Annotated in this window: 22 protein-coding genes and 5 pseudogenes; 12 read left to right on the top strand and 15 right to left on the bottom strand. The window is 72.2% G+C overall.

Annotation, left to right across the window (positions count from 1 at the left end):
• Positions 1-111: 111 nt before the first annotated feature.
• From QMF80_RS33040 to QMF80_RS33025, 5 genes and pseudogenes are all read right to left on the bottom strand, one after another.
• Positions 112-549, bottom strand: a complete 438-nt coding sequence (locus QMF80_RS33040; protein WP_283460139.1) for an FMN-binding protein — start codon at positions 547-549, stop codon at positions 112-114.
• Positions 550-618: 69 nt separating this feature from the next.
• Positions 619-1992, bottom strand: coding sequence for a ferredoxin reductase family protein (locus QMF80_RS33035; RefSeq protein WP_502962974.1), 1374 nt, complete (start codon positions 1990-1992; stop codon positions 619-621).
• A gap of 224 nt (positions 1993-2216) precedes the next feature.
• Positions 2217-2531 (bottom strand): DUF8686 domain-containing protein, encoded by a 315-nt coding sequence (locus QMF80_RS38465; protein WP_502962973.1) that lies wholly within the window; start codon positions 2529-2531, stop codon positions 2217-2219.
• 20 nt (positions 2532-2551) lie between these two features.
• Positions 2552-2979 (bottom strand): annotated as a pseudogene (locus QMF80_RS38460) (DUF4436 family protein).
• 352 nt (positions 2980-3331) lie between these two features.
• Positions 3332-3640, bottom strand: a complete 309-nt coding sequence (locus QMF80_RS33025; RefSeq protein WP_283460138.1) for a hypothetical protein — start codon at positions 3638-3640, stop codon at positions 3332-3334.
• A 91-nt stretch (positions 3641-3731) separates the two neighbouring features.
• Between QMF80_RS33025 and QMF80_RS33020 the strand changes: the two genes are divergently transcribed.
• The 3 genes and pseudogenes from QMF80_RS33020 to QMF80_RS33010 form a co-directional block, all read left to right on the top strand.
• Positions 3732-4307 (top strand): TetR/AcrR family transcriptional regulator, encoded by a 576-nt coding sequence (locus tag QMF80_RS33020; RefSeq protein ID WP_283460136.1) that lies wholly within the window; start codon positions 3732-3734, stop codon positions 4305-4307.
• Between the two features lie 129 nt (positions 4308-4436).
• Positions 4437-4598: pseudogene (locus QMF80_RS33015) on the top strand (urease subunit beta); the annotation flags it as partial.
• A pseudogene (locus QMF80_RS33010) lies at positions 4596-4965 on the top strand (urease subunit alpha); the annotation flags it as partial. The pseudogenes QMF80_RS33015 and QMF80_RS33010, both read left to right, overlap by 3 nt.
• Positions 4966-5002: 37 nt before the next feature.
• On the opposite strand, the gene QMF80_RS33005 reads toward QMF80_RS33010, so the two are convergent.
• Together QMF80_RS33005 and QMF80_RS33000 are read right to left on the bottom strand one after the other, a co-directional pair.
• Positions 5003-5530 carry a GNAT family N-acetyltransferase gene (locus tag QMF80_RS33005; protein WP_283460178.1) on the bottom strand — a complete coding sequence of 176 codons (528 nt, stop codon included), beginning with the start codon at positions 5528-5530 and terminating at the stop codon, positions 5003-5005.
• A gap of 104 nt (positions 5531-5634) precedes the next feature.
• Positions 5635-5784 (bottom strand): annotated as a pseudogene (locus QMF80_RS33000) (TetR family transcriptional regulator C-terminal domain-containing protein); the annotation flags it as partial.
• On the opposite strand from QMF80_RS33000, the gene QMF80_RS32995 reads away from it, so the two are divergent.
• The 6 genes and pseudogenes from QMF80_RS32995 to QMF80_RS32975 all read left to right on the top strand — a co-directional run bounded on the left by QMF80_RS32995 (position 5784) and on the right by QMF80_RS32975 (position 10036).
• Complete coding sequence (locus QMF80_RS32995) at positions 5784-6407, top strand: ABC transporter substrate-binding protein (RefSeq protein WP_283460175.1); 624 nt, start codon at positions 5784-5786, stop codon at positions 6405-6407. The pseudogene QMF80_RS33000 and the gene QMF80_RS32995 overlap by 1 nt on opposite strands.
• A pseudogene (locus tag QMF80_RS38165) lies at positions 6302-6580 on the top strand (hypothetical protein); the annotation flags it as partial. The gene QMF80_RS32995 and the pseudogene QMF80_RS38165, both read left to right, overlap by 106 nt.
• Positions 6581-6803: 223 nt before the next feature.
• Positions 6804-7364, top strand: coding sequence for an ABC transporter permease (locus QMF80_RS38160; protein ID WP_349372265.1), 561 nt, complete (start codon positions 6804-6806; stop codon positions 7362-7364).
• A complete protein-coding gene (locus tag QMF80_RS32985; RefSeq protein ID WP_283460134.1) occupies positions 7361-8215 on the top strand; it encodes an ABC transporter permease in 855 nt (284 codons plus the stop codon). Before QMF80_RS38160 ends, QMF80_RS32985 begins: the two co-directional genes overlap by 4 nt.
• Complete coding sequence (locus tag QMF80_RS32980) at positions 8212-9189, top strand: ABC transporter ATP-binding protein (RefSeq protein WP_283460132.1); 978 nt, start codon at positions 8212-8214, stop codon at positions 9187-9189. Before QMF80_RS32985 ends, QMF80_RS32980 begins: the two co-directional genes overlap by 4 nt.
• A 49-nt stretch (positions 9190-9238) precedes the next feature.
• Positions 9239-10036: an ABC transporter ATP-binding protein gene (locus tag QMF80_RS32975; protein WP_283460173.1), complete on the top strand. Its 798-nt coding sequence runs from the start codon at positions 9239-9241 to the stop codon at positions 10034-10036.
• A 30-nt stretch (positions 10037-10066) separates the two neighbouring features.
• On the opposite strand, the gene QMF80_RS32970 is transcribed toward QMF80_RS32975, so the two are convergent.
• Positions 10067-10747 carry a TetR/AcrR family transcriptional regulator gene (locus tag QMF80_RS32970; RefSeq protein WP_283460130.1) on the bottom strand — a complete coding sequence of 227 codons (681 nt, stop codon included), beginning with the start codon at positions 10745-10747 and terminating at the stop codon, positions 10067-10069.
• Positions 10748-10913: 166 nt separating this feature from the next.
• On the opposite strand from QMF80_RS32970, the gene QMF80_RS32965 reads away from it, so the two are divergent.
• Both QMF80_RS32965 and QMF80_RS32960 read left to right on the top strand, forming a co-directional pair.
• Positions 10914-12089, top strand: a complete 1176-nt coding sequence (locus QMF80_RS32965) for an agmatine deiminase family protein (protein WP_283460128.1) — start codon at positions 10914-10916, stop codon at positions 12087-12089.
• Positions 12090-12258: 169 nt separating this feature from the next.
• A complete protein-coding gene (locus QMF80_RS32960) occupies positions 12259-12912 on the top strand; it encodes a cutinase family protein (RefSeq protein WP_283460126.1) in 654 nt (217 codons plus the stop codon).
• Positions 12913-12995: 83 nt separating this feature from the next.
• On the opposite strand, the gene QMF80_RS32955 is transcribed toward QMF80_RS32960, so the two are convergent.
• The 7 genes from QMF80_RS32955 to QMF80_RS32925 all read right to left on the bottom strand — a co-directional run bounded on the left by QMF80_RS32955 (position 12996) and on the right by QMF80_RS32925 (position 21710).
• Positions 12996-14066 (bottom strand): AfsR/SARP family transcriptional regulator, encoded by a 1071-nt coding sequence (locus QMF80_RS32955; protein WP_283460124.1) that lies wholly within the window; start codon positions 14064-14066, stop codon positions 12996-12998.
• Between the two features lie 145 nt (positions 14067-14211).
• Positions 14212-15246, bottom strand: a complete 1035-nt coding sequence (locus tag QMF80_RS32950) for an alpha/beta hydrolase (RefSeq protein WP_283460122.1) — start codon at positions 15244-15246, stop codon at positions 14212-14214.
• A gap of 168 nt (positions 15247-15414) precedes the next feature.
• Entirely contained in the window at positions 15415-17904 is a 2490-nt protein-coding gene (locus tag QMF80_RS32945) for a penicillin acylase family protein (protein ID WP_283460120.1), read from the bottom strand.
• Positions 17905-18051: 147 nt separating this feature from the next.
• The gene (locus QMF80_RS32940; RefSeq protein ID WP_349372262.1) at positions 18052-18540 is read right to left on the bottom strand and encodes an isochorismatase family protein; all 489 of its coding nucleotides are present in this window, start codon (positions 18538-18540) and stop codon (positions 18052-18054) included.
• Positions 18541-18652: 112 nt separating this feature from the next.
• Positions 18653-19843 carry an acyl-CoA dehydrogenase family protein gene (locus QMF80_RS32935; protein WP_283460117.1) on the bottom strand — a complete coding sequence of 397 codons (1191 nt, stop codon included), beginning with the start codon at positions 19841-19843 and terminating at the stop codon, positions 18653-18655.
• Between the two features lie 95 nt (positions 19844-19938).
• Complete coding sequence (locus QMF80_RS32930) at positions 19939-20811, bottom strand: class II fructose-bisphosphate aldolase (RefSeq protein WP_283460114.1); 873 nt, start codon at positions 20809-20811, stop codon at positions 19939-19941.
• On the bottom strand, positions 20808-21710 hold the full coding sequence (locus QMF80_RS32925) for an SIS domain-containing protein (RefSeq protein WP_283460112.1): 903 nt from the start codon (positions 21708-21710) through the stop codon (positions 20808-20810). The genes QMF80_RS32930 and QMF80_RS32925 overlap by 4 nt, the downstream gene beginning before the upstream one ends.
• A gap of 169 nt (positions 21711-21879) precedes the next feature.
• On the opposite strand from QMF80_RS32925, the gene QMF80_RS32920 reads away from it, so the two are divergent.
• Entirely contained in the window at positions 21880-22668 is a 789-nt protein-coding gene (locus tag QMF80_RS32920) for a DeoR/GlpR family DNA-binding transcription regulator (protein WP_283460171.1), read from the top strand.
• Positions 22669-22735 lie beyond the last annotated feature (67 nt).

Below are 22735 nucleotides of genomic sequence, written 5' to 3'. Positions count from 1 at the left end.
GCGGGGACGGGTCCGGCAGCGGGGACCCGTCCGGGCACGGGAGCGGGGGAGTGCTGGAGCGGCTGACGCCGCCGACCGGCCGTAGGAGCGGGCTCAGGCACGGGAGCGGGCTCAGGCACGGGAGCCGTCCAGGGCGCTCTGGAGGGAGCTGATGTACCCCTCGCTGGTGTAGCTGGCGCCGGAGACGGTGTCGATGTCCGCGCTCTGCGCGCCGAGGGCCTCGTCGGTGAGCCGGGGCAGCGCGTAGCTGTTGATCTCCTTGTCCCGGCGGTTCTCGGACGGGGCCTGGAGGATCCGGACGGCGGTCAGCCTGCCGCCGCTCAGGGTGACTTCGACCTGGACCTGGCCGTAGCGGGTGTCGGTCACCGAGCCGGTGAAGGTGCCGGTGCGACCCGCCCCGGACGCGCCGGGCGCCGGGGTGACGGGGTCAGCCCGGCCGGTGGGTGCCTGGGCCGATGCGGCGGAACGCTCCGGCTGGTGCGGCTTGAGGGCGAGCAGCGCGGCGATGCCCGCGATGGTCGCTGCGGTGGTGACGGCCGTGCGGCGCACGGATCCTCCTCGGGGAACGGGCGGTGTTCACAGGACGGAACGGATGGGAAGGGACGGCTCGCGGTGGTCTCACAGCGCGAAGGATTCCTGATGGATCCGCGGCCGGGCCACCCCGGCCTCCCGCAGGGCGGTTTCGGCGGCCCCGGTCATGCCGGGCGGCCCGCACAGGTAGACGTCCCGCAGCCCGAGGTCCGGGACGAGCGTGGTCAGGCCGGACGCGGTGAGCGCCAGCGCGTGCCCGGCCGGGCGGTCCACGGAGTAGTGCACGCGGGCGCCGCGCGCGGTGGCGATCGCGTCCAGCTCGGCCCGCAGCACCAGGTCGTCCGGCGTGCGCGCCCAGTAGATGAGGACGAGGTCGCCGGGCAGCGTTTCGAACAGGGCGCGCAGCGGGGTGATGCCGATGCCGCCCGCGAGCAGCAGTGCTCGCGGCTCCGCGCCGGGCTGGCGCCGCTCCGGGTACTGGGGGGCGAGGGCGCCGTACGGGCCCTCGGCCCAGACCCGGGTGCCGGGCTTCAGCCGGGCCAGCGCCGCGCTGTGGGCTCCCAGGGCCTTGACGGTGATCCGCAGGAAGCGCGGGTCGGCCGGCGCGGACAGCGAGTACGGGCTCGCCGTCCAGCGCAGCCCCCGGGTCAGGAACCGCCAGCGCAGGAACTGCCCGGGGCGTACGTCCAGTTCGCCGAGGCGCTGCCCGGTGAGGTAGACGGAGACCACGCCGGGCCCCTCCTCCCGTACCTCGGCGACCCGCAGCCGGTGCCTGCGGGCCGAGCGCAGCGGGGCGAGGAAGCGGAACCAGAGCACGAGGGCGGCCGGGACCAGGTACAGCGCGTACCAGAGCAGTTGGGCGGCGCGGTTGCCGACGAAGTCGGCGCCGTTGGCGAGCTGGTGGCCGAAGGCCAGGAAGACCGCCGCGTACGTCGCGCCGTGCAGCAGCTGCCAGGTCTCGTAGGACAGTCGGCGCCGGGCCGCCCGGGCGGAGACGGCGGCGGTGAGGAGGAACAGCAGGAACGCCGCCGTGGTCTTGAGCATCTCGGGATAGCGCAGGATCAGGGTGGTGGTCTGGCTCACCACATCGGTGTGGGAGGTGAGCGAGTACCCCCAGACGGCGAGCAGCGCGTGGGCGAGGATCAGCGAGATCGCGTACCGGCCGCCGGACGCGTGCCAGCGGGCCAGCCGGTCGCTGCCGACCGTGTGGTCCAGCCAGGGGACGCGGGCCATGAGGGCGACGAGCACCGCGCACGCGTATCCGGCGAGCAGTCCGGTGATGCGCGCGGCGCCGGTGAGCCAGCCCGCCGGGCCGACGACGGAGGAGGTGTCGGCCCACCAGAGGCCGAGGACCACGAGCGCACCGGCATAGCCGAGCACCCGCGCCGCCAGGGGGAGGTGGCGGGCCACCGACGGGTAGGGGCGGACGGACGGGCGCAGGGACGGGGCATGGGCGGCCACGGCGGCGGCTCCTTGTCCTGGTGCGGAGGGACGGGATCACACCGTGACGGAGCTTGCTCTGAGAATGCTGTGAACGGGCCCCCGCGCTCGCGGATCGGCGGGGATTCAGGGCGGACGCACAGGAACCGTGCCCCGCGCGCCGGCCCCTGCCCGCTCGGGCGTCACCTCGCGGGCGCCGGTTGGCAGGCCCCAGGGGCGCGGGCGTCGGACGGCCGACGCAGGCGTCAGACGGCAGGGGCGGAAGGCTTCTCCGTGGGTTGGGATTCGGCCCTGGCCCCGGCGGTGACCACCGTGACCACACAGAAGGCGATGACCGGCTCGACCCACAGGAAGGCGATGCAGTCGAGGACGCACCCGATGGGCCGTGACCCGGGCGCGGTGTTGCGGAACGCCGCGAGGGCGAACAGCGTGGCCGCCATCCAGCCGAGGGCGGGCCACACCAGTCCCCGTCGGCGGGAGACGAGGAACCAGGTGGCGACGAGCACGGCGAGAGCGAGGGCCCACATCGCGGCCATCATGAAGGCGGCGAAGATGAGCACGCTGTTGGAGCGGCCGAGGGTCAGGTCCAGTACCGCGGCCCCGGGGTCGTCGACGGGATCCGCCTTCGCGGTGAACAGCGCGTCGTTGTTGGCGAGGGCGAGCCGGACCGGGACGCTCCGTCCCCCTTGCTGTGCGCTGAACTCGACGGGGCCCCGTACGCGTCGAAGGGGTAGTCGGTGATGGATCCACCCGTCAGGGTGACCGGCACGTCGACGGTGGAGATCCGTTGTGGGCCTTGAAGGACAGGTCTCCCCGGATGGACGACGAGGTCTGCCGGACCAGGTCCCGCGCCGGGGAGAGCCCGCCCTCCTCCGCCAGCGCGCCGCGGGGGGTGACGACGAGCCGCAGGGTGAGCTCCCGGCCCGCGGCGTCCACCCGCTGGACCGACGCGTCGACGTCGATCCGGTCGGTGGCCGAGCTGCTGCCCGCGGTGTGGCGGGTGTCCATGGCCAGCCGTTCGCCGTACTGGAGCCAGATGCCCACGGCGGTGGCGGCGACGATGGCGAGGGCCACCAGCCCGGGCACCGGCAGGCGCCTGCCGGGCGGGGAGGGGACTGCGGTCCCGGGCAATGGTGGTCTCCGTGGGATCCGCTCGGCTCGTCGGGGTACGGAGGTCAGGAAGCGGGCTTGCCGGGCTGGTCGTGGGTCCAGTGTCGGCGCCGGGTCCGCGGGAGGGCGATTCAGCGATCGCGGACCCGGGGCGGATCAACTGGACGGGAACGGACGGTTTCACCTCCGGCATCCCCCTCACTGTGGTACTGACTGGATATTCAATCAATCGGGCCGCCGGCCGGACACCTCACCCATGACGGCGGAAGTAGTCCACCGACACCTTCACCGGGCCCTCCCCCGGGCTGGCCGTCAGCACGGTCACGACCCCGATGTCCCGGCTGTCCTGCGCCCGTACGCAGAAGGTCCGGCCCGCGTGCGGCGTGCTGAACGGGAGCGCGGTCACGGGCTGGCTCTCGATGCCCTTGACGCAGTCGGCGAGTCCGCGCCCGGCGCCCGGCGTGATGGAGGCATCACTGTTCTCGGGGACGAGGAACTCGGTCGCGCTGCGGCCGACGTACCAGGCCGCGACGTCCTGCGGCACGACCCGGCCGGCCACGATGTCGCCGACGGTGACCAGCGCCGTCCGGCCGTTGCGCCGCCCGGGACCGGGAGCCGCCCGTCTGCGGCCCCGGGTAGGGTGTCGTTCCGTGGCTGATCGTCGAACGGCAATCATGGAAGGCGCCGCGCGGGTCATCGCCCGACGCGGCGTGCGCGGCCTGCGTGTGGAGGAGTTGGCCGCGGAGGCGGGCGTGTCCACCGCCTTGATCTACTACCACTTCAAGGACCGCGCCGGGATCATGCGCGCGACCCTGGAGTTCATCAACGACCGCGCGGGCCGCTACACCACGGAGCGCGCGCCGGACGCCGCCCCGCTCGATGCGCGCGGCGAGCTGGCGGAAACACTCCTCCTGGAGTTCCAGGACAGCCCCTCCGTCCGCGAGAACAGCACCGCCTGGGGCGAACTCCGGGCCAGCGCGGTGTTCGACGCCGACCTGCGCGAGGACCTCGCCCGCGCCACGCTCGTATGGGTGCAGGAGGTCGGCGAGCTGCTGGGCCGCGTCCACCCGATGGCGGGGGCCGCGGCGCTCGCCGGGGCCGCGGAGCGGCTGACGGCGCTGGTGGAGGGCCTCAGCTCGCGCTGGCTCAGCGGCAGCCTGCCGTTGGACCACGCGCGCGAACTCATGGCGGCGGCGATCGCCGCCGAGCTCAGGCGCCTGGGCTGACCCCGGGCACGGACCGGCCGACGCCGCGACCCCGCCCCTGACCGCCTGGGGGCCTCGCGCAGCGGTTCGTCCCGGTGTCCGTCTGGCCTCCGGCGGGCCCTCAAACACCGGGCCCCCTTCCGCCAGCGGGGTTCGCTGGGGCCCGACGCCCCGGGAGCGGCGCTGCCGGGAGACGGCGCGGGCTACCAGCCGACCGAACCGGCGCTGCGGCTGCCCGTGCACAACACCTCCGCCGTCCCCATCAGCGTCTCCTCGCACTTCCACTTCTTCGAGGCGAACCCCCGCCTCGACGTCCTGCACGACCTGCGCGCCATCGGCATCACCTCATCCGACGCCCAGGGCATGGGCCGCGCGGGCGAGACGGTCCGCCGTACGTTCGCCATGGCCGCCAATCGGCTCGTACGGCGCCACCGCGGCCGACATCTCAGTGGCCTTCGTCGCGGCGGCCGCCGTCCAGGACGGCGACCAGATGCCCACCCGCAGGCGCCGGGTCGCCGTCCGCGGCACACGCGGCATCGGCCCGAGGGACATGCTCCGCAACGCCCGTACCGGCATGGTCGACGTGCACCCGGGCACCGGTCTGGTGTCGTTGGACGGCGAGCCGCTGGTCTCGGAGGCCGCCGAGTCCGTCTCGCTCAGCCGCCTCTACTTCCTCTGAAGGTGCGCAGGGTGCACAGGGTGACCGGTCCGGCCGGTCAGCGGCGCAGGTCCAGCATGCAGAGGACCTTGTCGTAACGGCGCTCCCCGACGGCGACGAAGTCGGGGAGCCTGCCGTACTCCTCGAACCCGAGCGAGCCGTAGAGCCGCAGCGCGGAAGCGTTGTCACCCCGGGCGTCCAGGGTGAGCACCTCGATGCCCGCCTCGCGGGCGTCCCCGATCAGGGCCTCGGCCAGCGCCCGGCCGATGCCACGGCCGTGGAACTCCGGGTCCACCGCGACCTTCTCCAGGTCGGCGTGCGGCTGATGCGTGGGGCGCTCGTAGCGCTGCCAGTAGCCCAGGCCGACCATACGGTCACCCGAATAGGCGACATGGAAGGAGGCGTCCCCCGACCGGACTCCCCGCAGCACGTCGCCGACCAGACACATGATCTCTTCCCGCGAGGGCGGTTCCAGCCAGCCCAGGGCCGCGCCCCCGGCCACCAGGCCGGCCAGGAGCCGGTGCGCGGAGTCGGCGAACAGGGCCCAACGGTCCAGGCTGAGCGGGGGCCGTTCCAGCTCGGCCAGGGCGTCGACGACGAGGGCGGCGTTGGCGTCGCCGGGCGCGGAAGGGTTCACGGTGGCAGCCTAGTGCCCCGTCTGGCCCTGCCCCGCCTGGTGTTGGGGACCGCTCAGGGCTGGTTAAGTTCCGCTTCGATCGCGTCGTTGAGCAGTCGGCGGGCGTGCTCCAGGGGCAGGGAGCCGCTGAGCCAGCGCACGCTGAGGCCCTCCAGGAGGGCGGTCAGGCGTTCGGCCGCGGCCGCGTGCGCGGGGGCGCTCGCTGACCACCCGGGCCGCCTGGGCCACGGCCCCCGAGAACGTCCGCAGGTCCGCCTTCGAGGGCCTCCCCTCCCCCGACCAGAACGTCGAGGCGGCCAAGGGGCTGATCCAGGAGGCGGGCGCCACCGGCAAGACGGTGACCATCGCCACCAGCTCGATCGGCCAGGACGTCTCCCTGCTGGCCACCGCGGTCCAGGACGCGGGCAGCAAGATCGGGCTGAACGTCCAGCTGAAGACCATCGCCCCGAACGCCTTCACCTCGCTGTTCACCGACCCGCAGGCACGCGAGGGCCTGGACATGTTCCCCGAGACGTACTACGACTCCATCACCGACCCGATGGACCTGCTCGGCAACTTCCAGACCGGGGCGTACCAGAACTACGCGGGCTACAGCGACGCGGCCTATGACGCGCTGGCCGACAAGGCCCGGTCCACCTACGACGTCGCCGAGCGCATGTCGGCGGCGGCCGAGCTGCAGAAGAAGGCCGACGACCAGCTCCTGTGGATCCCGGTCGCCGAATGGCCCACCGCGGTCTTCATGAACAAGCGGATCACCGGCGCACCCACCACCATCTCCTACCTCTACTACCCGTGGGCCGCCGATGTCGGGGCGGCCGCGCGATGAACTTCCTGAGCTTCGCCGTACGGCGCCTCGCCGAGATGGCGGCCACCTTGCTCGGCGCCTCCTTCGTCATCTTCGGCGCGATGTACCTGGCGCCGGGCAATCCGGCGAGTTTCCTGCTCGGCGGCCGCTCGGCCTCTCCGGAGGCCCTGCAGTCGATCAACGAGCAGTACCACCTGGACGACCCCTTCGCGGTCCAGTACCTGCGCTGGCTCGGCCAGGTGGTGCAGGGTGACCTCGGGCGCTCCATCACCTACCGCACCGACGTGTCGAGGCTGCTGGCGGACCGGCTGCCCAGCTCCCTGCTGCTGATCGGCATGGCGCTGGTCCTGGTCCTCGTCTTCGGTCTGCTGCTCGGCTGGATCGGCGCCGTCCGGGGCGGGGCTCGCCGACTCCTCGATCCTCGTCACCACCGCCTTCGCCATCGGCACCCCGTCGTTCCTCGCCGCGGTGCTGCTCCAGGGGCTGTTCGCGGTACGGCTGCACTGGTTCCCCACCGGCGGTACGGGCGACGGGCTCGGCCGGATGCTCTGGCACCTGACCCTCCCCGCCGTCGCGCTGGCGCTCTATCTGATCGGCATGCTCGCCCGGGTCACCCGGGCCGCGATGCTCGACATCCTCGGTCAGGAGCACGTCACGGTCGCCCGGAGCCGGGGCGTGTCCGAACGCCAGGTGATCCGGCGCCACGTGTTCCGCAACGCCCTGGGCACCGTCCTCACCACCGGCGGTCTGATCGTCTCCACGCTGCTGGTCTGCACCGTCCTGGTGGAATCGGCCTTCAGCGTGGGCGGCATCGGCCAGCTCCTCGAACTGTCCACGACCACCAAGGACTTCCCCACGGTGCAGGCCATCTCCCTCATCATGGTCGGGCTGTTCATGACGGTGAACCTCGTCGTCGACCTGCTGCATCCGCTGGTCGACCCCCGGGTCGCCCTCGGCCCCAGGAGGCAGGCCGCATGACCGCCACCCTGCTGCGCCGGCCGGGACTCGCCCGGCTCCGGACCAGACGTACCCCGCTCTCCCTGCTCTGCCTCGGCTTCGTCGCCGTCGTCGTGCTCGTCGCGCTGCTCGCCCCGTGGCTCGCGCCGTACGACCCCAACAGCGTCGACCTGGGGAACGCGCTCGCCGGTCCCTCCGCCGACCACCTCCTCGGGGTCGACGCCTCCGGGCGCGACACCCTGTCCCGGCTGGTCCTGGGCGCCCGCACCGCCCTGCTCGGTCCGCTCGGGGTGGTCGTCTTCTCCACCCTGGCCGGTGTCGCCGTGGGGACGGCCGCCGCCTGGCGCGGCGGCTGGCTGGACTCCGTACTGTCCCGCAGCACCGAGCTGGTCTTCGCCTTCCCCGGCATGCTGCTGGCCATCCTGATCGTGTCGGTCTACGGCGAAGGGCTGCTGGCCCCCGTCCTCGCCCTGGCAGTCGCCTACCTCCCGTACGTCAGCCGCCTCACCCGCTCCCTGGTCCTCGCCGAACGCGAGCGCCCGTACGTGGAGGCGTGCCGGGTCCAGGGCCACTCCGGACCGCAGATCTGTCTGCGCCACGTCATCCTCGCCATCGCCCCCGTGGTGCTCGCCCAGTCCACGATCAACTTCGGCTACGCCCTCATCGACCTCGCGGGCCTCTCCTTCCTCGGGCTGGGCGTCCCCGCCCTGACCCCCGACTGGGGCCGCATGGTCTTCGACGGCAACCCCGCCATCCAGTCGGGTTATCCGCTCTCGGCGATCGTGCCGTGCGTGGCCATCGTGCTGACCGTGGTCGCCTTCAACGTCGTCGGCGAGCGCTGGGCCGACAAGGTCGCCAGGAGGGACCGATGAACACCCTCGAGATCCAGGGGCTGCGCCTCCACCTGCCGGACACCGCCCGGCCCGTGCTCGACGGGGTCGACCTCACCGTCGGCGCCCGCGAGACCGTCGCGCTGGTCGGGGAATCCGGCTCCGGCAAGACCCTCACCTCGCGCAGCGTGCTGCGGCTGCTGCCGACCGGGGCCCGTAAGGCGGGCACGGTCCGCGTCGTCGGGGACGACGTCCTCACGATGAGCCCCGGCCGGCTGCGGGTGCTGCGCACCAGCACCGCGGCCATGATCTTCCAGGACCCCCGGGCCGCCATCAACCCGATGCGCCGGGTCGGCGACTTCCTCACCGAGAGCCTGCGGCTGAACGCGGGCACAGGCAAGGAGGCGGCGAACGAACGGGCCGCGAACATGCTGGAGGCCGTCGGTCTGACGGCCGCCGCGCTGCGCAGGTACCCGGGCCAGCTCTCCGGCGGCATGCTGCAACGGGTGATGATCGCGGCCGCCCTCATGGGCGACCCCGCGCTGATCCTCGCCGACGAACCCACCACCGCCCTGGACGTCACCACCCAGGCCGAGGTGGTGGCCCTCCTCGGTGACCTGCGCGACCGGTTCGGCACCGGTCTCCTCTTCCTCACGCACGACCTCGGACTCGCCGCCGCGATCAGCGACCGCGTGTACGTGATGTACGCGGGCCGGATCGTGGAGACCGGCCCCGCCGACGAGCTGTTCCTGCGCCCGCGCCACCCCTACACGGCCGCGCTGCTCAACTCGACCCCACGGCTCGACGCGCCGCAGGGCAGGCTCGCCGCCATCGAGGGACGGCCACCCAGCCTGCGCGAGGAACTGACCGGCTGCCCCTTCGCCGCGCGCTGCGCGTTCGCGACCGGCATCTGTACCCAGGAGGCACCGGAGCTGCTCCCGATCGCGGACGGCCCGGCCCACCTCGCCTCCTGTCATCACAGTGACCAGGTGGCAGGAGCGGCAGCCCATGGCTGAGACCGTCCTGGAGAGCGCCACCGTCCCCGGCCCGAGAGGAAGACCACCGATGAGGAAGACCGTCCTGGAGGCCGTCGACCTGCGCCGGGCCTACGGGAACGTACAGGCAGTGGACGACGTGTCCTTCCGGCTGGCCGAGGGCGGGTCGCTGGGCATCGTCGGCGAGTCCGGCTCGGGCAAGACGACCACCGCCCGGATCGTCGTCGGCCTCGAACACGCCGACAGCGGCCGGGTGCTGATCCACGGCCGCGACCGGGGCGAGCACCGGCGGGGCAACGCCCACCGGCTCGCCCGGGCCCGCGAGGTGCAGATGGTCTTCCAGGATCCGTTCCTGTCCCTGGACCCCCGCACCACCGTGGGTGCGGCGCTGCGCGAGACCCTGCGGCTGCACTTCCCCGACGGTGACCACGACCGGCGGATCGCCGAGCTGCTCGAACAGGTCGGCCTCGGCAGCCGGGAGGCGGACGCCCTGCCGCGCAAGCTGTCCGGCGGGCAGCGCCAGCGCGTCGCGGTCGCCCGCGCGCTGGCGGTCGAGCCCGCCGTCCTCGTCCTGGACGAGGCGGTGGCCGCGCTGGACGTCTCGGTACAGGCGCAGGTCCTGAACCTGCTCGCCGACATCCGCGAACAGACCTGCATCGGCTACCTGTTCATCACCCACGACCTGGGTGTGGTGCGCTGTGTCACCGACGACGTGATCGTGATGCGCGGCGGCCGGATCGCCGAAGCGGGCCCGACCGCCCGGGTGCTCGCCGATCCGCAGCACCCCTACACCCGGCTGCTGCTGGAGTCGGTCCCCCGGCCCGGCTGGGACCCGAGGGGGATCGCCGCGGCGCGCCGCGCCCTGTGAGCGGCGGTACGGGCGTGCGTCCCCGGGGGCTCAGGGGCGTACGGCCGCCGCGGTGAGCCCGGTGACCAGGACGCGTACGGTCGCCTCCGGGTCCACCGGCGAGTCCAGGGACTGGATCGCCGCGAGCCCGTCGGCGGCGGCCGCGAGGGCCAGGCCCAGCGGGACGGGGTCGAAGTCGGCGTCCGGCCGCTCGTCGGCGAGCACCTGGAACAGGCGGACGAAGCAGTCGCGCCAGCGCCGGTACTCCGCCTCGACGGCGGCCCGGACCCGGTCGTCGTTCAGCGCGAACCAGTGGAGGGCGGAGTGCAGGCGGGACAGGTCCGGTCCCTCGGGCTGCGTCAGCAGGGCGATGACCCGCTCGGCGCGCTCGGCGAAGGGGCCCGGGGTGTCGACCGCGGCTTCCATCGGGGCGATCCACTCGGGCCCGATGTCCTCGACGACCGCGAGGATCAGGTCGGTGCGGTCGTGGAAGTGGTAGTGGCACATCCCGTGTGAGATCCCGCAGAGCGCGGCGACGTTGCGGGTGCTGAAGCGGGCGAAGCCGTCGCCCGCCAGCAGGGTGCGGGCGGCGGCGATCAGCCGGGCGCGCGTCTGCTCGCCCTTGACCGAGGTCCGGGGGGTCCGGGGGGCCCGCCCGGCCTTCGCCACGGGCGCGGGCGGACGTCCGTCCGCGACGCCGTCTGTCACGTCTGCCGCCACGTCTGCTGCCACGGCGCCACTCTAACGACTCCGTGTCCGCCGCACGGGCGAGAGCGATCAAGAACAGTCAGAAACCGGCAGGCCATCTCCGCCAGAATTATTGACCGAGCGCTCGGTCAGTCATACGTTCCGGCCCATCGGTGGAGCGCGATCCACCCACGCTGATCGGAGAACAGAGATGAACGATCACGCAGCACCCCAGGACCCGGCAGGCAGAACGCGGCGCCGGCAGCTGGACCGCAGGGGGTTCCTCACGGCAGCGGGCCTCACGGCAGCCGGAGCCGCACTGGCGGCGGTGGGCGGCGAGGCCTTCGCGGCCGTCCGGCCCGCCGCGAGGGCGGCCGCCGGCGGTTTCGCCGTACCGCTCGACACGGTCCGGCACACCCGGACCTGGATGGCGTGGCCCGACAGCTCGGCCATCTGGGGCAGGCAACTGGCGGGCGTGCAGGCCAACATCGCCCTGATCGCGAAGACCGTCGCGAAGTACGAGCAGGTCATCATGTGCGCCAACGCCGCCAGCGTCTCCAAGGCGAAGAGCGCGTGCGGCTCCGGCGTCACCGTGATCGGCACGATCCCGGTCGACGACTGCTGGATGCGCGACAGCGGCCCGGTCTTCCGGACCAACGGCGCGGGCGGCCTCGACACGGTCGGCCTGAACTTCAACGGCTGGGGCAACCAGCAGACGCACGCCAAGGACACCCTGGTCGCCGGGCGGATCGCCGCCTACGCCGCGGTGCCCTTCACCACCGCCGCGTTCATCGGCGAGGGCGGCGCCGTGGAGACGGACGGCGCGGGCACCCTGATGGCCACCCGCAGCAGCATCATCAACCCGGACCGCAACCCGAACCTGAGCCAGGCCCAGATCGAGGCGGCCATGTGCACCGCCTTCGGTGCCTCCCAAGTGATCTGGTTCAAGGGCGTCCTCGGCCGGGACATCACCGACGACCACGTGGACGCCACGTCCAGGTTCCTCGCCAGCGGCCAGGGCCTGGTGCAGATGCCGCTCGCGAGCGACAACGACGCCTGGTCGAACGACGCACGCCAGCAGTACCAGATCCTGTCCTCGTCCACCGGAGCCCAGGGGAATCCGATCTCGGTCACCAAGCTCCAGGGCCCCGACTACAACCTCATCCGGTCCACCAACCCCGACTTCGTCGGTGCCTACGCCAACTACTACGTGTGCAACGGCGCCGTCATCGCACCCCAGTTCGGCGACACCCGCGCCGACGCCGCCGCCAAGGTGACGCTCCAGCGGGCCTTCCCCGGCCGGACCGTCGAGCAGCTCAACATCGACAGCCTCGGCGGGGGCGGCGGCGGGATCCACTGCGTGACCCAGCAGCAGCCCGTTCCGTAACCGCCCGGCCGCCCGCCCGTGCATGACCCGGTCAGGCCGTCCGGACGGCCTGACCGCTCGTGTTTCATCGGGATGTCATCGGCCGCTGCCACTGTCGTCCGGTCACCTGGGCCGACCGCGTACCGCATCACACGGCGGACGTGCGGGCCCACCCCATCGGGAGGATCGCATGCGAACACGAAGGATCGCGGCCGCGGCAGCCGGTCTGCTGCTGACCGCCGGACTGTCAGTGGCTCAGGAGTCCACGGCACAGGCGGCGGCTCCGTGTGAGGGCACCTACACGATCGTCGTCGGGGGCACGGGCAGCTCGTGGAACAACGACGGCTTCACCGGCAACATCCAGCAGCACGTCGGGTACCCCACCCAGATTCCCAACGGTGCGAGCGCCCGCGCGGGCGTCAATGAGCTGAACCGGCTGGTCCGCGACCAGCGGGCCGCCTGCCCGGGGCAGCACGTCAAGATGGCCGGGTACTCCTTGGGCGCCGCGGTGGTGCACACCTGGGTCACCGAGAACTGGCAGAGCTTCGACAACGTCAACGCCATTCTCATCGCTGACCCCAAGCGTCAGGGCCCGCCCGGAGCCAACGGCGGAGCCGTGCCGTTCGGCGGTGTCATCGGCGCTCCGCTCGCCGGTGCCGACCGGTTCTTCGGCAACGTGCCCGTCAAGACGATCTGCCACTGGGACTACGTCTGCGACGAGTCCGCCGGCATCTGGACCTACCCGAACAACCACATCAGGAACTACCCCGAAGACTTCAACATGGACCACCACAACGACAGCGCCAGCGAGCAGTGGTACAACGGCGCCTGGTACCCCGCGTAACCAGCGCGGCCCGTGGGCCGGGTGAGCAGCCGGATCGCCTCAGCGGCTGCTCACCGTGCCCGCGCCCCCGATGCCTGGCCCGGTCATCGCCTGGTTCCGGTGGGGCCGGGGCCGGCTTCGTCGCCGCGCAGCACCATCTGGTACGCCCGCCGCAGCATGCCGCTCGGCGCAACCCCCAGGTCCTCGGCCAGTCGGCGGCGGGCGCGGTCGAACACGGCCAGCGCCTCGGCCTGCCGGCCGCTCCGAGCGAGCGCGCGCATCAGCGTCGCGGCCACCGGCTCGTTCAGGGGGTGCGCCGCCGACAGCGCGAACAGCTCGGCGATCGCCTCGCAGTGGCGGCCCAGCCGCAGTTGCCACTGCACCTTCCGCTGCACGATGGCGATCCTGCGCTCGGTGAGCCGCAGCCGCTCCAGCTCGGCCAGCGGCCCGGGCAGGCCGCTCAGCGGCTCCCCGCGGAACAGGTCCAGCGCCTGAGAGCACCGTCGGACCGCCTCGGCCGCCTCGCCCGCCCGGCCGACCGTCGCGGCGTCCGCGACCAGTCGCTCCATGTGCGCGACGTCCACTTCGACCGCGTCGGAGAGCAGCCCGTAACCACCCCGGTCGTGCTCGATCACCGAGTCCGGGCCGTCGCCGAGGCGCAGGGCCTTGCGCAGGCGGTAGACGTAGACCGGCACCACGTTGGTGACCGGCGGCTCCATCCCCCATACCCCTTCGAGCAGTTCCCGCCGGCTCACCGTGCGGCCGGCGCACAGCGCCAGCGCCGCCAGTACGGCCTGCTGGCGCAGATGCCCCAGGTTCACGGGCCTGCCGTCCCGCCATGCCTGCAGCGGTCCCAGTACGGAGATCCGCACCCTCGGGCCGGCCGCCCGGCCCACGACGCTCCCCGCCACCGGGGCCACGGCGTGCGCGCGGGGGCCGTGGTCGGCCAGGACCAGGCCGCAGTCGAAGGCATGGACGATGGCGGCGGCCCGGTCACGCAGACCGAGCTTCGCGAGGATCCGCTCCAGGTTCGTGGCCACCACGCTCTCGGGCACGGCGAGAACGGCGGCGATCTCCTCGTCCCGCAGGCCGCACCCGACCCCGTGGAGCACCCTGCGCTCCAGTTGTCCGAGCACGCCGACAGGTGCTCGGCCCATGACGCTGGACAACGGCATGACAGCTCCCCGGGATGTCGGTCTGGCGGACGCCGTCGACAACGTAGCGACGGGGCCGCCGGGCGAACCACCCGGAACGATCCGGAGTGACACCCGCGGCGGCCCCGCGAAAACCCTGCCCCGGTCCGTACCCCGGCCGTTGCGCTCAGGAGGCGAAGGCCCTTTCCAGCCGGGGGATCAGGTCCCGGAGGTCCTGTTCCCAGCAGCCCGCGTTGTGGCCGCCGTTGCACTGGGTTCCCCAGGCGGACCCGTCTCCGTAGTCGACGTAGTAGTAGGGCATGCCCAGCGCGTCCATGCGGTCCTTGGCGTGCTTGGACGCGCTTTCGAGCCAGAACTCCGGTTCGGTGGCGGAGCCACGGCCGTTGCCCACGTAGAGGGAGACCCCGACTCCGGCGAGTCTGTCCATGTGCTGGGACGGGTCGGCCTCGTTCCACCGCCAGTCGGCGTTGAACACCGGGTAGGGCGAACCGAACAGGGCGTCGCTGTCCACACCGGGCTTGTACGGGTCGTTGGTGGGGTCGCAGGCACCCGATGAGGAGCCGCAGATGACGCCCTGGGCGTCGATGAGGGAGGCGACCACGGCCAGCCGCAGGTCCATGGCGTTGGCCGACAGGTCGATGTCGCCCGACAGGGACGCGGTCTGGCTGAACAGGTCGGGGCGGTCCTGGGCGTAGTGGAGGGCCCCGAACCCGCCCATGGAGACACCGGCGACGGCCCTGGCCTTCTTGGTGGCGACGGTCCGCAGGTTCGCGTCGATGAACGGGATCACCTGCTTGAGGTGAAAGTTCTCCCAGTTCTGGGCGCCGGCCTGGGTCTTCTGGTTGAGCCAGTTGGCGTACCAGCCCCGAGCGCCGCCGTCCGGGATGACGGTGATCATCTGGTTCGAGGTGGTCAGCGCCGGATAGTTCTGCTGGACCGGGTCGTCGGGAGATCCGTGCAGGAAGTACAGCACCGGGTAACGCCTGGCCGGGTCGTCGCCGTAACCGCTCGGCAGAATGATCTTGATGTGGTGCTTGCCCGTGACCTCGGGTGTGGTCACGGTGATGGTGAAGTTGGTGGGACCGCCCGTCGCCGTGTCGACCTGGGTCAGGCCGAACCCATTCGCCATCGGCGGCGGCGCGGTGCCGTCAGCGGCCCGCGCCCAGCCCGTCGGCGCGGCCATCGCCACGACGGCGGCCATCGATGCCACCACTGTCCGCCATCGGCTTGCTCTCCTCGTCACAGCGTGCCCCCTCGTGAGTTCTCTTGTCGTCGCGCGGCGCGAATCGTATGGAACGGCGATGAAACCCGGGTGAAAGGGCACGCCGGAGGCCGTCGTGGAGGTTCCGGCGCGCCCTGCGGGCCGGTCTCAGTCCAGGACCTTGACCTCACGGACCGGTGAGGCCGCGATCTGCTCCTCGGTGAACCGTTCGGTCACCCACTGCCCGGCCGAGAACAGCTTGGTCTGGTCGGTGTAGTGCGGCGAGTTCGGGTTGGCCGACTGGGAGTAGGCCAGTACCGAGGAGGTTTGCGGCGGACCGTCGGCGGTGAACCGCACCTGCTGGATGAAACTGGAGCCGAAGGTGATGTCCAGCGTGCCGTTGACCACTCCGGGAGTGACCACGTTCAGCACCCCGAGTTCGGTGACCGATCCGTGGATCGGGATCTGCTCGCCGTTGCGGGTGATCTTCTGTACGTCCGACAGCGGCGCGTTCGGCGCGATGCCCGCGTTGCGCAGCGCGATGACCGCCCGGCCGAACGCGTCGCGGACGGCGGAGCTGCCGGGGTCCAGCGAATTGGGCGTGTGCACCGGGTCCTTGGGATCGAAGGGCACCCGCCACGGCAGTTTCTCGATCGCCTGACCACCGAGCAGGAAGGCCCAGTAGTTCTCGAACAGCCAGGATCCGCGGCTGTCCGCCGTGAAGTCGTGGTCCTTCCAGGCGGCCAGGATCGGACACGCCTCGCTCACGTTGACCAGTGTGCCGTCCACCAGAATGAGCCCGAAGGGGACGCTCCGGCACATCGTCACCGTGGCGTCGAGGGCCAGGTCGGCCGCCCTGCTGTTGTCGGCGAACAGCAATTGCCGCATGTTCTCGGGCGTGAAGCCCCGGCCCGGCAGACCGTCGGTGCCGTTGATCCGGTTCTGCGCGGTCAGGATCAGCTCCTGGGTGCGCAGCGACCGGGGCGCCGCCGTGTCGCCCATCACCCTGGGCAGGGACAGTGGCTGTTCGGGGTTGGCCAGCCAGGCACTGTCGTTCGCGTTGCCTACGAAGTCGGACCGGATCAGGCGCGGCTGCTTGTGCGGGTCCAGCAGGCCGGGCGCGACCGCGTTCGGGTCGTCCGGCCAGTCGCACGCGCTGCGCTTGCCGTCGAAGATGGAGACCGGCGGTACGTTCGGCAGCCGTAGCGACTGGTTGAACAGCAGCTTGCCGGTCTCGGTGAGGCACACCCGCGCGTGCTCGTCGGTGATGTTCGGGGTGGCCTGGATGTCCGCGTACAGCGCCTTGCCCTTGCGGTCGGAGGCGACGGTGTTGAAGAAGGGGACGCCCTCCGTGGTTTCCAGGGTGCTCACCACGTCGTTGACGTCCTTGGCCTGGTCGAGGCGGAACCAGGTGTTCAACGCCCGCAGGTTGTCCATGTTCACGTCGCGCACCGCGTGCGCGCTGACCACCCAGGGCAGCGGGTAGCCCTGGAGCGACGTGGTGATCGGGCCGTAGCGGGTGGACCACAGCGTCCTGGTGACCCTGCCGATGGAGCCGTCCGTGTGCAGCACGTCGACGCCGACCTGCTGCGAGGTCATCGGCCGCCAGGCGCCGTCGACCAGGTAGTTGGTCGGGTTCAGCGGATCGACCTGGACGTCGAACAGCCCGAACGGAGCCACCGTGGCGATGGTGTGGCTCCAGGCGACGTCGTCGTTGTGCCCGATGTTCACGGCGGGGAATCCGAGCAGGCTGCCCCCGGAGACATTGACCTTCCCCGGGATGGTCAGGTGGCTCTGCCACATCCGGTTCTTGCCCTGCCAGGGAAAGTGCGGGTTGGCCAGCAGCATGCCGGTGCCCCCGGACACGCCCTGGGAACCGACGGCCAGAGCGTTGCTGCCCATGCTCTGCTGACGGCCGGCGGCCATCGCGTCGCGGATCTTGGCCGCGGCCTCCTCGGGGGAGGACGCCGGGGGCGCGGCGGCCGACGCCCCCGGGGGCGCGGCGTTCACCTCCCCGCTCAGCAGGGCGTCGGCGCTGCCCATGATGATCTCGGCGTGCGCGTGCCGGTAGACGTCCAGTTCGGTGATCGGCCGCACCCAGGCAGCACCGCGGCAGACCGGGTCGGAGATGTTGCCGGCGCCCGTCTCGGCCAGGTACCTGTTGTATCCCTGGACGTAGCCGCGGATGGCCTCCTTGACCTCGGGCTCCGGCCCGTTGGGAGCGGGCTGTGCGATCAGCCGCTCCACCACCCGGTCGTCGTTGATGCGCTGGAAGTACAGGTCGCTGTCGAGGTTGGTGGTGGTGTCCTGCTGCTCGCCGGGGCTCGTCCTGCCGTCGGGCCCCAGATAGCGGGACCGCTGGGCGTTGACCATCAGATAGGTGTCGGCCAGGGTGCAGATGTTGTCCTTGGCCGCGGCGTACCCGTAACCCGTGCCCAGCCCCGCCCAGTCCGAGGCGATGATGTGCGGGATCCCGTACTCGGTGTACCGGATCGTCGGCTTGTCCGGCCCCTGCCCGGCGGCCCGCGAACCGGGGACCGACGAACCGGTGGCTGAAGACCCGGTGGCCGAGGACCCGGTGGCCGCCATCGTGCTCATGACCGCCACCGCGGCCACGACCGCCATCGGCAGCCTCGCTCTGAACCTCTTCCGCGCCATCGGGCCGTCCTTCCCCTGAGGTCCAGGCCCGCGCCTGAACACGGTCACGCTAGGGAGGACCGATGAAATCCCGATGGCACCGCGATCCGGTAGGACGGCCCGACCGGCTCCCGTGGCGGACGCTCACCGGCCGCCCGTGCCAGGGGTTCAGGTGTACGCCGCCGTAGTACGCACGTCGCCGAACCGGGGGAAGATCCTCTCCACCGTGACGTCGTGCTCCTCCACGGCGAAGCCCGACATGGCGTCGGCGACGAACTCCACCTCGTAGCCGTGGTCGCTCGCGGCCCGCGCCGTGGACTCGACCCCCATCGTGGTGACCAGTCCGGCGAGCACCAGCGTGTCCACGCCCAGCTCGCGCAGCCGCTCGTGCAGACCGGTGCCGTGGAACGCCCCCACGGTGCGCTTGACGACCACGGCATCGCCGGGCTGGACCAGGCCGTCGGCGAAGCCGCTGCCGGGCGGTTGCTCGGTCACGTTCGGCCGCTCCACTCGAACGAGTACGACCGGGCGGCCGTTCGCCCGGAACGCCTGGGCCAGCCGACGGCAGCGTGCCAGCACCTCCTCACCGGAGTGCGGGGCGAGCGGCAGGGCGATGATGCGGGGCGTCAGATCGATGAGGAGCAGCGCGGAGGTCACGGGGACGATGGTAGGCCAGGGCCGGAAGCAGCCCTCCGGCGCCCGAACCATGGTCGGGCGCCGCGGACTTGCCTGTCGGGACGAGCGCCCCGGAGCACCCGTCGGGGCCGGGTCAGCGGCGGACGCGGGGCATGCCCAGGCCGATCCAGGAGATGATCTCCCGCTGGATCTCGTTGTTGCCGCCACCGAAGGTGAAGATGACCGCGCTGCGGTAGCCGCGTTCGAGTTCTCCGTGGAGTACCGCGCCCACCGAGCCGTCCTTCAGGGCGCCCGCCGCGCCGACGACCTCCATCAGCCAGGCGTAAGCGTCCCGGCGGGCCTCGGAACCGTAGACCTTGACGGCGGAGGCGTCCTGCGGCGTGAGGGTGCCGCCCTGAACGGCGTTGACCATCTGCCAGTTCAGCAGCTTCATCGCGTCGAGCCGGGCGTGGGTGCGGGCGAGGCGGCCGCGCACCCAGCCGAGGTCGATGACGCGGCGGCCGTCGGCGAGCTTGGTGTCGGCGGCCCAGCGCTGTACGTCGTGCAGGGCCCGGATGGCCATCGTGCCGTGGGCCGCGAGGGTGACGCGCTCGTGGTTGAGCTGGTTGGTGATCAGCCGCCAGCCCTTGTTCTCCTGGCCGACCCGACGGTTCGCGGGGACGCGGATGTCCTCGTAGTAGCTCGCGGTGGTGTCGTGCGAGGCGAGCGTGTTGATGAGGGTGCAGGAGTAACCGGGGTCGTCGGTGGGGACGAGGAGCATGGTGATGCCCTTGTGGGCGGGGGCCTCGGGGTCGGTGCGGACGGCGAGCCAGACCCAGTCGGCGGTGTCGCCGTTGGTGGTCCAGATCTTCTGCCCGTTGACGACGTACGTGCCGCTCTCCTCGTCGCCCTCGCGCACGGCCTTGCACTTCAGCGCGGCGAGATCGGTGCCGGCGTCGGGTTCGCTGTAGCCGATGGCGAAGTCGATCTCCCCGGCGAGGATCTTCGGCAGGAAGTACGCCTTCTGCTCGTCCGTGCCGAACTGCATGATCGTCGGCCCGACGGTGTTGAGGGCCATCAACGGCAGCGGGACCACGGCCTGCGCGGCTTCGTCGAAGAAGATGAACTGGTCCATGGGCGACATCCCGCGCCCGCCGTACTCCGCGGGCCAGCCGACTCCGAGCCAGCCGTCGGCCCCGAGCCGCCGGATCGTCTCGCGGTAGAAGCGCTTCTGCGCGGCGGCGTCCTGGTAGCGCCCGTAGACGTCCTCCGGGACCAGCTCGGCGAAGTAGGCGCGCAGCTCGGTGCGCAACTGCTGCTGCTCAGGAGTGTATTCGAGGTGCACGGCCCCTCCGGGAGTCTCGCGGTCCATCGTCGCTGGCGGGCGTAGAGTAGAACGCGTTTCACAAATCCGGAAGGGCCGTGCCGCCCCGCGGGCCCTCAGCGCCCGGGCACGACCGCCGCCACCGGGCGGGAGGAGTTCAGCGCCGTCAGCATCGCCACCGTGGTCGCCGTCATCGCCGTACGGGCCGCCGTCAGGTACGGGCGCGGATCGGCCGTGGTCAGGTGGTCGCGGATGGCCCCGGTCATCGCCACGTTCAGGGCGGTGCCGATGTTGACCTTGCGGATGCCGCCCGCGACCGCCGCGGCCAGCTCCGCGTCCGGCAGGCCGGAGGAGCCGTGCAGGACGAGCGGTACGTCCACGGCCTTGGCCAGCCGGGCGAGCAGCGCATGGTCCAGCGCCGCGGTCCGGGAGGTCATCGCGTGACTGCTGCCGATCGCGACGGCCAGCGCGTCCACACCGGAGTCCGCGACGAAGCGGCGCGCCTCGTCCGGATCGGTACGGGCGCCAGGGGCGTGCGGGTCCAGCGGGGCGGCGCCGTCCTTGCCGCCCACCTCCCCCAGCTCGGCCTCGATCCACAGGCCGTTGGCGTGCGCCCAGTCGGCGGCCGAACGGGTCGCCTCCAGGTTCTCGGCGTACGGCAGGTGCGCGGCGTCGTACATGACCGAGCCGAAGCCCGCGTCGGCGGCCTGGCGCAGCAGGTCGGCGCTCTTGACGTGGTCCAGGTGCAGGCCGACGGGGACCGCCGCGGCCTCCGCGCAGGCCGCGGCGGCGCGCGCGATGGGCAGCAGGCGGCCGTCGCGGAACCTGACGGCGTTCTCGCTGAGCTGGATGATCACCGGCAGGCGGGTCCGCTCGGCCCCGGCCACCACGGCCTCGGCGTGCTCCAGGGTGATGATGTTGAACGCGGCGACGGCGCGGCCTCGCGCGGCCGCCTCGCGCACCAGGGCGCCCGCGGGGACGAGGCTCATCGGACGGCCCCCTCTTCGCTGGTGAGGATCACCGAACGGGTCAGGTTGCGCGGCCGGTCGGGGTCCAGGTCCTGGTGGGCCGCGACGGCGATCGCGAGGCGGTGCACCCGTACCAGTTCGGCCAGCGGGTCGTGGCGGGCCTCCACCCACTGGGCGCCCGTGCCGCGCACCTGCTCGGCCAGGCCGTCGGGGGCTTCGTCCATCGCCCAGGTGACCGTGCCGGGCCCACTGACACTGATCGGGCCGTGCCGGTACTCCATCGCCGGGTAGGACTCGGACCAGGACAGCGCGGCCTCGCGCATCTTGAGGGCGGCCTCGTTCGCGAGGCCGACGCTCCAGCCCCGGCCGAGGAACGTGAACTGGCCCCGGCTGGCGATCTGTTCGGGCAGCGGCTCGGCGAGCGCGGCGCGCGCGTCGGCGACGACGGCGGGGCTGTGCAGCCCGAAGTGGGCGCGCAGCAGGGTCAGGGCCGTGGTGGCGAAGCGGGTCTGTACGACCGAACGCTCGTCGGCGAAGTCGAGGACGACCAGGTCGTCGGCGAGGCTCATCACCGGGGTGGCCGGGTCGCCGATCACCGCCGTGGTCCGGATCCCGGCGTCGCGCAGCTGCGCGAGCAGGTCCAGCACCTCGGTGGTGGTGCCGGAGCGGGTCAGGGCCACGACCCGGTCGTAGCGGCGGTGGCGCGGGAACTCGGAGGCGGGGAAGGCATCGGTCTCCCCGGCGCCCGATTCCTCGCGGAGCGCGGCGGCCGCCTGCGCCATGTAGTACGAGGTCCCGCACCCCACGATCGCGGTCCGCTCCCCCGGTTGGGGGAGCACGGCCCGCTGGGCCGGCGCCAGTTCGGCGGCCCGCTCCCAGCATTCGGGTTGCGTGGTCAGCTCGTACGCGACATGACTCATGTCGGCTCCCTGTGCGGTGGAGTGCGATGTGGTGCGTTTTTCTGCAAGGTAGCGGGTAGTTTCACGCAACTTCAAGCATCTGCGGGGTGATCTGCTGAGTTAATGTCAATGGGTAGCCCGAATGCACAGAAGCGAAAGCACACAAAGGGGGTACGCCGCCGTGGGGTCCATGTCCCGGGAGGTGCGCTGGCAAACGCTGCTGGATCTGCTCGTCCAGCACGGCAGGCTTGAGGTCGAACCGGCCGCCGAGACCCTCGGCGTCTCGGCGGCCACCATCCGGCGCGACTTCGACGAACTCGCGCAGCAGCAGCTGCTGGTGCGCACGCGCGGCGGGGCGGTGCTGCACGGAGTGTCGTACGAACTCCCCCTGCGCTACCGCACCACGCGGCGCGCGCCGGAGAAACGCCGGATCAGCGAGGCGGCGGCGGCCCTGATCGCACCGGGCGAGGTGGTGGGGCTGACGGGCGGTACGACGACCACGGAGGTGGCCCGCGCCCTGGCGGGCCGGGCCGACCTGAGCGCGGGGGCGAGCGGGTCGCCCGCGCTGACGGTGGTGACCAACGCCCTGAACATCGCGGGCGAGCTGGTGATCCGACCGCAGTTCAAGACGGTGCTCACCGGGGGCGTGGCCCGCCCCCAGTCCTACGAGCTGACCGGCCCCCTCGCGCAGGGCGTCCTCGGCCAGCTCTCGGTGGACACGGCGATCCTCGGCGTGGACGGCTTCGACGCGCTCGACGGGGCCACCACCCGCCACGAGGACGAGGCGGCGGTGAACCGCCTCCTGTGCGAGCGCTCCCGCCGGGTGGTCATCGCGGCGGACTCCAGCAAACTGGGCGTGCGCGCCTTCGCCCGCATCGTCGGGACCGACGCCGTGGACGTCCTGGTGACGGACACCGGCCTGGCACCGGCGGTAGCCGAGGCCTTCGAGGCGGCGGGCGTGGAAGTCATCCGCGCCTGAGCGCCGGGGGCGGGTCGGGGGCGCGGGGGGCCGGGGGGCTTGGGCTTCGCGCTGGCGGGGTCGGGTG

The organism is Streptomyces sp. G-G2 (assembly GCF_030063135.1).
GTDB lineage: Bacteria > Actinomycetota > Actinomycetes > Streptomycetales > Streptomycetaceae > Streptomyces.
The sequence above is the reverse complement of the archived record's forward strand: the minus strand, read 5'-3'. Positions and strand labels throughout refer to the sequence as shown.

Bases quoted from the DNA above. Each gene is read 5' to 3' on its own strand.
- QMF80_RS32985 (WP_283460134.1), top strand. From the start codon at position 7,361: ATGACCGCCACCCTGCTGCGCCGGCCGGGACTCGCCCGGCTCCGGACC.
- QMF80_RS32980 (WP_283460132.1), top strand. From the start codon at position 8,212: ATGAACACCCTCGAGATCCAGGGGCTGCGCCTCCACCTGCCGGACACC.
- QMF80_RS32975 (WP_283460173.1), top strand. From the start codon at position 9,239: ATGAGGAAGACCGTCCTGGAGGCCGTCGACCTGCGCCGGGCCTACGGG.
- QMF80_RS32965 (WP_283460128.1), top strand. From the start codon at position 10,914: ATGAACGATCACGCAGCACCCCAGGACCCGGCAGGCAGAACGCGGCGC.
- QMF80_RS32960 (WP_283460126.1), top strand. From the start codon at position 12,259: ATGCGAACACGAAGGATCGCGGCCGCGGCAGCCGGTCTGCTGCTGACC.
- QMF80_RS32955 (WP_283460124.1), bottom strand. From the start codon at position 14,066: ATGCCGTTGTCCAGCGTCATGGGCCGAGCACCTGTCGGCGTGCTCGGA.
- QMF80_RS32950 (WP_283460122.1), bottom strand. From the start codon at position 15,246: ATGGCCGCCGTCGTGGCGATGGCCGCGCCGACGGGCTGGGCGCGGGCC.
- QMF80_RS32945 (WP_283460120.1), bottom strand. From the start codon at position 17,904: ATGGCGCGGAAGAGGTTCAGAGCGAGGCTGCCGATGGCGGTCGTGGCC.
- QMF80_RS32930 (WP_283460114.1), bottom strand. From the start codon at position 20,811: ATGAGCCTCGTCCCCGCGGGCGCCCTGGTGCGCGAGGCGGCCGCGCGA.
- QMF80_RS32925 (WP_283460112.1), bottom strand. From the start codon at position 21,710: ATGAGTCATGTCGCGTACGAGCTGACCACGCAACCCGAATGCTGGGAG.
- QMF80_RS32920 (WP_283460171.1), top strand. From the start codon at position 21,880: ATGTCCCGGGAGGTGCGCTGGCAAACGCTGCTGGATCTGCTCGTCCAG.